The organism is Planctomycetota bacterium (genome assembly GCA_038746835.1).
GTDB lineage: Bacteria > Planctomycetota > Phycisphaerae > Tepidisphaerales > Tepidisphaeraceae > JBCDKH01.
In genome coordinates, this window is sequence record JBCDKH010000207.1 from 1 (window position 1) to 6080 (window position 6080).

The 6080-nt window shown below is 66.8% G+C and carries 7 protein-coding genes; 1 reads left to right on the forward strand and 6 read right to left on the reverse strand.

Going from position 1 to position 6080, the window contains the following annotated elements; translation table 11 throughout:
- The 6 genes from AAGI46_14990 to AAGI46_15015 all read right to left on the reverse strand — a co-directional run.
- Nucleotides 1–623: beta-ketoacyl-ACP synthase 3 (locus AAGI46_14990; GenBank protein ID MEM1013513.1), on the reverse strand; the 623-nt coding region annotated here is incomplete at its 3' end.
- Between the two features lie 8 nt (nt 624–631).
- Nucleotides 632–1378, reverse strand: a complete 747-nt coding sequence (locus AAGI46_14995) for a Uma2 family endonuclease (protein MEM1013514.1) — start codon at nt 1376–1378, stop codon at nt 632–634.
- 52 nt (nt 1379–1430) lie between these two features.
- Nucleotides 1431–2465 (reverse strand): phosphate acyltransferase PlsX, encoded by a 1035-nt coding sequence (gene plsX / locus AAGI46_15000; protein ID MEM1013515.1) that lies wholly within the window; start codon nt 2463–2465, stop codon nt 1431–1433.
- Nucleotides 2466–2504: 39 nt separating this feature from the next.
- Nucleotides 2505–2705, reverse strand: a complete 201-nt coding sequence (gene rpmF, locus AAGI46_15005) for a 50S ribosomal protein L32 (protein MEM1013516.1) — start codon at nt 2703–2705, stop codon at nt 2505–2507.
- 68 nt (nt 2706–2773) lie between these two features.
- Nucleotides 2774–4498: a hypothetical protein gene (locus AAGI46_15010; protein MEM1013517.1), complete on the reverse strand. Its 1725-nt coding sequence runs from the start codon at nt 4496–4498 to the stop codon at nt 2774–2776.
- 57 nt (nt 4499–4555) lie between these two features.
- A complete protein-coding gene (locus AAGI46_15015; protein MEM1013518.1) occupies nt 4556–5212 on the reverse strand; it encodes a sigma-70 family RNA polymerase sigma factor in 657 nt (218 codons plus the stop codon).
- 270 nt (nt 5213–5482) lie between these two features.
- On the opposite strand from AAGI46_15015, the gene AAGI46_15020 reads away from it, so the two are divergent.
- The coding region (locus AAGI46_15020; GenBank protein ID MEM1013519.1) for a phosphotransferase at nt 5483–6080 on the forward strand (598 nt) is incomplete at its 3' end.

Genomic DNA, 6080 nt, shown 5'->3' on the forward strand with positions numbered 1-6080 from the left:
CCGACGGGGCAGTTGATGAGTTCCCACCCGCCGCCGTCGGCGTGGAGTTCGCTGAAGAGCAGGCCTTTGCCGGTCTCTTCGGTGCGACGCAGGACCGCGGCGCCGGCACCGTCGCCCCAGAGGATGCAGCTGGTGCGGTCGGTGTAGTCGGTGATGCTGCTGAGCTTGTCGGCGCCGATGAGCAGGATGTTGTTGTACCGGCCGCTTTCGATGAGGGCGGACGAGAACTGCAGGCCGTAGACGAAGCCGCTGCAGGCAGCGTTCAGGTCCACGGCGGGCGTCTGGTCGAGGCCGAGCGAGTGGGCGACGAAGCACGCACAGGCCGGCGTCATCATGTCGGGCGTGATCGTGGCGACGACGATCAGGTCCAGGTCCTTGGCCTCGAGCTTGGCGGCCTTGAGCGCGCGGGTCGCGGCCCGGCTGGCGATGGCACTGGTCGGCTCGTCGGCCGCGGCGATGCGGCGCTCGCGAATGCCGGTCCGCTGGACGATCCACTCGTCCGAGGTGTCGACCATCTCGGCCAGGTCGTCGTTGGTCAGCCGGCGTTCGGGTGTGTAGCTGCCGGTCCCTGCGATGGCGGCACGAATCGGGGAGTGATTCGTTTCGTCAGCAATCGATGCCATGGGTCACGTTACGCCCTGCCGGAATCTCCCGAGCGGAGTTGTTCGACGAAGGCGGCATGTTCCGCGGTCGCACAGCCGGCCTCGACCGCGGCGGCGAGCTTGGGCAAGTCGCCAGCGAGTAGTGCCTTGCCGTCCAGCCAGAGGCCGGGAAAGACGCGGCTCTTGAAGAGGCCGTCTTCTGGTTCCAGAAGTTCGAATCGGCCGTTCGTGAGGACGTGGTAGCGGACTTGCGGCGTCTCCTCCTCGGTCAGGACGACGACGTATTCGCGAACGTTGTTCCGCTGGTACGCGTGGAGCTTGGCGTTGAGGTCGATGCTGGCGGTGGAGGCGGCGACTTCGCCGACGAGTTCGGGGGCGTTGGCGACGTAGTCCTTCGTGCCACGGACGACTGTGCGTGTCTGACCACCGGCCGACTCCGGAATGCCGAGGAGCACGTCGGGCTGCGGTTCATTCTCGTTGTCGGCGAAGATGGTGCCATCGACGCCGCGCATCAGGCTCGGCGTTCGCATGCAGTACTGAGCGAGCCAGACGTACAGATCCCCGTGTGGCTTCGAATGCTTGTTGAGACTGACGGGTGATGGCATGCCGTTCCCCTGAAGATAGACGACGCCTTCGATCAGCTCCGCACGTGTGCCCTCACCCATCGCCTCGTAGCGACGGTGGAACTCCTCACGCGTCAGGTGATCGCCGTTGCGCAACGGCGGGATGACATCAGGCCGGTGCCGTTTGACCGGCGGTGCGATCGTCTCGGTCATGGCGACATCATACAGCGCCGCCGCCGCCGAAACTCAGGCGGTGAAGCTCGACTTACGCGGTGGGGCTCTGGGCGATGTGGTTGACGATCCGGGCGTTCACTTCGCTCTCGACGAGCCGCTTGGAGGCCCGGATGGCGTTGTGAATCGTGCGGGCGTCGCTGGCACCGTGGGCGATGAGCGTGTAGCCGTTGACGCCCAGCAGCGGCGCGCCGCCGTACTCCTGCCAGTCGTGGCGACGTTTGATCTTGCCCATGATCTGCTTGAAGGGCGCGACCAGTTCCGGGGCGTTCTCACCGAGCTCGAAGAACACGGTGCGGAAGAGCCCGTCGAACAGGCCCTCGAAGCTCTTGAGCATCACGTTGCCGACGAAGCCGTCGCAGACGACGACGTCGGCCACGCCGTTGAAAAAGTCTCGGCCTTCGACGTTGCCGACGAAGTTGATTTGCCCTTCGCCTCGCAGGAGCTTGTTGGCCTCTTTCGTGACGTCGTTGCCCTTGGCCTCTTCCTCGCCGACGGAGATCAGGCCGACACGCGGCAGCTCGACGCCGCAGACCGCCCGGCTGTAGGCGGCGGCCATGATGGCGTAGTGGAGCAGGTGATGCGGCTGCGGGTCGACGTTGGCTCCGGCGTCACACATGACGACCGGGCCGTGGAAGGTCGGGATGACGACCGCGATGCCGGGCCTCGCGACGCCCTTGAGCGTCCGCATGCGAAGCTGGCTCGCTGCGACGCACGCGCCGGTGTTGCCGGCTGACAGAAAGACGTCGGCCTTGCCGTCGGCAACGAGTCTGGCGGCAACGGCGATGGAGCTGTTGCGTTTGCCGCGGATCGCCTCGACGGGCGACTCGTCCATCGCGATGACCTCGGTCGTCGGCACGATCTCGAGCCGGGCGTCATCGATGCCCGCTGCTTTGATGCCGGCCTCGATCGTCGCTTCGTCGCCGACGAGGATGAGTTTGTCCTGTTCGCCCAGTTCCGGCAGGCTGGCGAAGCAGCCGGCGAGGATGCAATCCGGTGCATGGTCACCGCCCATGACGTCGACGGCGGCGGTCATGCCGGCAACGCTCTGGTCAGTAGCATCGGCCATGATGATGGGTGTCAGCCGAGTGACCGGCCGACGAGGGAACTAGTCGCCGGCCGGGACATCGGCGTTGTCGCCGATCTTCAGGGCAAGCTTCGGGTTGACGTAGCCGCACGAGCCGCACGCGACGTGGGGCAGCTTGGCACTGCCGCAGGAGTTGCAGCGCACGTAGTGCGGAGCCTTCAGCGCGTGGTGGCTGCGTCGGCTGCGCTTGCGGCTCTTACTCGTGCGTTGTGCGGGCAGCATGGGTCGTCGTCCTTCGAAAACTCCGGCCCGAGGCCGGCGGCGACGGTAGGCACGCCCGCCATGCAGCGTCAACCGGGACGCGTTGCCGGACTGGCCGGGACGGTCGTCGGCAGCGTGGTCGGCTCCGGCTCGTCGACCTCGAACAGCAGGATCAGCACTGACGTCTCCTCGCCGGCCGTCTCGTCGAGCTCCGAGGCACGCCGGAGCGACAGATTCACGACGGCCGGTGGCATTTCGGCCTCTGGAAGCTTCTCGATGACCTCGCGCTGCAGCTCGCCGGGCGTTCGATCGAGCGCCGACATCACGCCCAGGTCGCCGAGCGAGACGAGTCCGTCCGGTCGAACCACACCTTCGATGCGGCGGCCGTCCTCGAAGTCCACGCGAACGGCATCGTCGAGGCGGAACGGGTTGCGATCGACCCGCAGGAACTCGATCGCCGCCGGCGTGCGACCGCCGGGAACGTCGGCCTTGAACGATGTCGAAACCGTGAAGTCGAGCCCGACCAAATACTCCTCGGCGAGTGCGAGCGAGACTTGTTTCTGCAGGTCGCGCGGTGCTTCGCCCAGAATGTCAATCCGGCCGAGCCCAAGCTGCGAGAAGTCGCCGAAACCGTCCGCGTCGACGGGGATCTCGATCCGGCCACGACCGGCGGTCATCAGGGCTTCGACGTCGTCTGGCAGGTCGACGGGCAGGTCGCGATCAGGGTTTGATCGGCGAAAGTAGAAGTTCAGCCGATCGTTCGGGAAGATGCGTCGAGCCGCGTCGGCTAGGGCTTTCTCCTCGTCGGTTGGTTCCGCGGGACGCAGGTCCGTCCCACCTGCCTCGCCGCGACGAACCTGCGCGCGAACGCCGAGGCCGTCGGGCTCGAACGTCTTCTGGTAGACGGCAACGGACGGCGTTCGGTTGGACGTCGACGCTCGCAGAACGGCCGAAACATCGCGACGCGACATCGGCCTGGGCAGCTCGAACACGCGGACGGGGCCTTCCATCGCCAGAGCCGCAACGCCGGCGCGCTCAAGACGGCGTGCGATTTGGTCATCGACAGCCAGGCGTTCGCCAAGCGGGCCCAGACGCGTCGCCTGGAACTCGAGTGCCTCGGCAGCAAGGTGACCGGCGACACGGCGGGCAGCGGCATCAGCCTCGGGTGTCGCGGCCGCAATCAACACGGCCTCGTCCGGAACCATCGGTACGCTCGCGACAGGCGGTATGACGCCAGGATCGACAGATTCGCCCGGAGCGATGACGCCAGCCGGATCGCCCCGCGCGACCGTGGGCGGCTCGGGCATTGGCTCCGGCGTCGGATCGGGCTCACGCTGTTCAACCGGCGGATCGACGTCGGTGTCCGGGTCCTCCTCGATCGTCACTTCTGGCGGTGGCGAGACGTTCAGACCGCCGTCGCTAGTGTACATCTCGCGTGCCTGTCGAGGCGGGCTCGTGTCGCCGGGCAGCAGCACGTAAGCCGTCATCGCCAGCGTGACTGCGATGATCAGCGTCGCCGCAATCGCCAGCAGGCCCGGCGTGAAGAGTCGGCGGACGCCCGTCGCACCGGCCTCGGCAAAGAGGGCCTCGCGTTCCAGCCGAGCCACCGTCGGATCGGCCAGTTGTTGCTGACCGGGCGGCGGAGCGACCGTCGGCAGGTCGCCCAGCCACGACTTGGCCTGCCGCATCTCGTCGACCATCTTCGCGTAGCGCGGCGAGCCGGCGAGCATCTGCTCGATCTCACCACGTGCGGCCGGGTCCAGAACCCCGTCCACGTAAGCGGCAAGATCGGCTTCGATACGCTCGTCGGTCATGAAGGTGTCAGTCGGTGCGGTGGGCTGTGGGTGGATCGGTGTGAAGTGGGCGTCGGTTCAGGCCTGCCCGCGTCGTCGGCGGGTTTCGAAGTGGTCCTGCAGCAACTCTCGCAGGGCAACACGTGCCCGGAACAGCTTGCTCTTGAGCGTGCCGAGCGGGACTTCGAGGATCTGAGACATCTGGTCGTAGTCGAAACCCTCGAGATCACGCATCACCAAAAGGGCTCGCGTCTCCGCGTCGAGGCGATTCATCGCGGCGACGACGGCCCGGTGGTCCTCGCTCTGCTCTGTCGCCTCGGCAGGATCGCTTGCAAAGCCGGTGCGCCACCCGGTTCCGTCGCCCGTCATGCCGCTGAGCGTCGGATCGGCCGCGGCTTCCTTGACGATCGTCCGGCGACGCCTGCCCCGACGGATGTGGGTCATGGAGGCGTTGACGGCGATTCGGAAGAGCCAGGCGTACGGCCCGGACTCACCGCGGTGGTCTTGAACTTTTTCGAAGGCTTTGGCGAAGGTCTCCTGGGTGAGGTCTGCGGCGTCGTCGTGGTTGGAGACGAGGCGATAGACGGCATTGAAGATGCGGTCGTAGTAGATGCGGACGACGGTGGCGAACGCCTGACGGTCGCCCTGACGTGCTCGCAGGAACGCCTCACGCCCTTCCTGATCCAGCGCGTCGGCAGTGGCCGAGGTTGTCGGACCGGCAGGCGTGGTTGGCACGTTCCTCGCTCCCAGTGACGCACAAGGCCGCAGGGGGTTCCGTGACGACTCACGTTTCCTCCACTGCTGGCCGATCTGACATTATCAACCCGACCCGCGACATCCATCCGCTTCGACGCAGGGCCGATGCAATCTGAGACTTACCGCCCATCGGCCCTTGAGACGACGCGTCGCATGTTCCTGAAACCGGCTTTCAACGACATCCGCGACCGATCGGCCGTAGCTTCAGGCACCCCCGGCAGTCCGCCGGCTCGCCCGAGTGGTCGCACGATGCCTCGCAACGTCCTGTCCCAAGACGACTTGAGCGACGTCCGCCGGATCGCCGCGCGATGTCTGGGTCGGCTGGCGTCGGTGGAGCCGATTCCGAGTCAGCAGAATATCGTCTGTCGCTTGCGCATGGCCGACGGAGCCCGGCGGATCATCAAAATGGCCCCGAAGCGACGCTCCCGCAGTCGCCGTACGGCCCGGTCTGACGAGTCCGTCGCCCGCGAGCCCGACGCGTATCGCCGCTTGGCCGCCGCCGGTCTGCCGGCTCCGCGGATCCACTGCGGCGAATCGGCTGGCGGACACTTCGGCCGAGCCTGGTTCGTCTGCGATGACCTTGGCCGGCGTACCGCAGCCGACAGTTCGGGCTTGAGCCCCACAAGCCGACGCCGCCTCTACGGCCAGATGGGTCGGCTGCTGGCGAAGATCCACGCAACACCGGTCGAGGGTGAATCGACCCCGTTGACGCCGCTGGTCTCGTGGCAGCGAGACCAGATTCGGCGTGGGCTGGCTGGCGACCTGTATCGCGACGACGCCCTTTCCGCGGCACTCGAATCGCTCGACCACGACACGCCCGTCGGCCGACTCGGCTTCTGCCACGGCG

Coding starts and splice junctions, on each gene's coding strand:
- AAGI46_14995 (MEM1013514.1), bottom strand. CDS start 1,378: ATGACCGAGACGATCGCACCGCCGGTCAAACGGCACCGGCCTGATGTC.
- plsX (MEM1013515.1), bottom strand. CDS start 2,465: ATGGCCGATGCTACTGACCAGAGCGTTGCCGGCATGACCGCCGCCGTC.
- rpmF (MEM1013516.1), bottom strand. CDS start 2,705: ATGCTGCCCGCACAACGCACGAGTAAGAGCCGCAAGCGCAGCCGACGC.
- AAGI46_15010 (MEM1013517.1), bottom strand. CDS start 4,498: ATGACCGACGAGCGTATCGAAGCCGATCTTGCCGCTTACGTGGACGGG.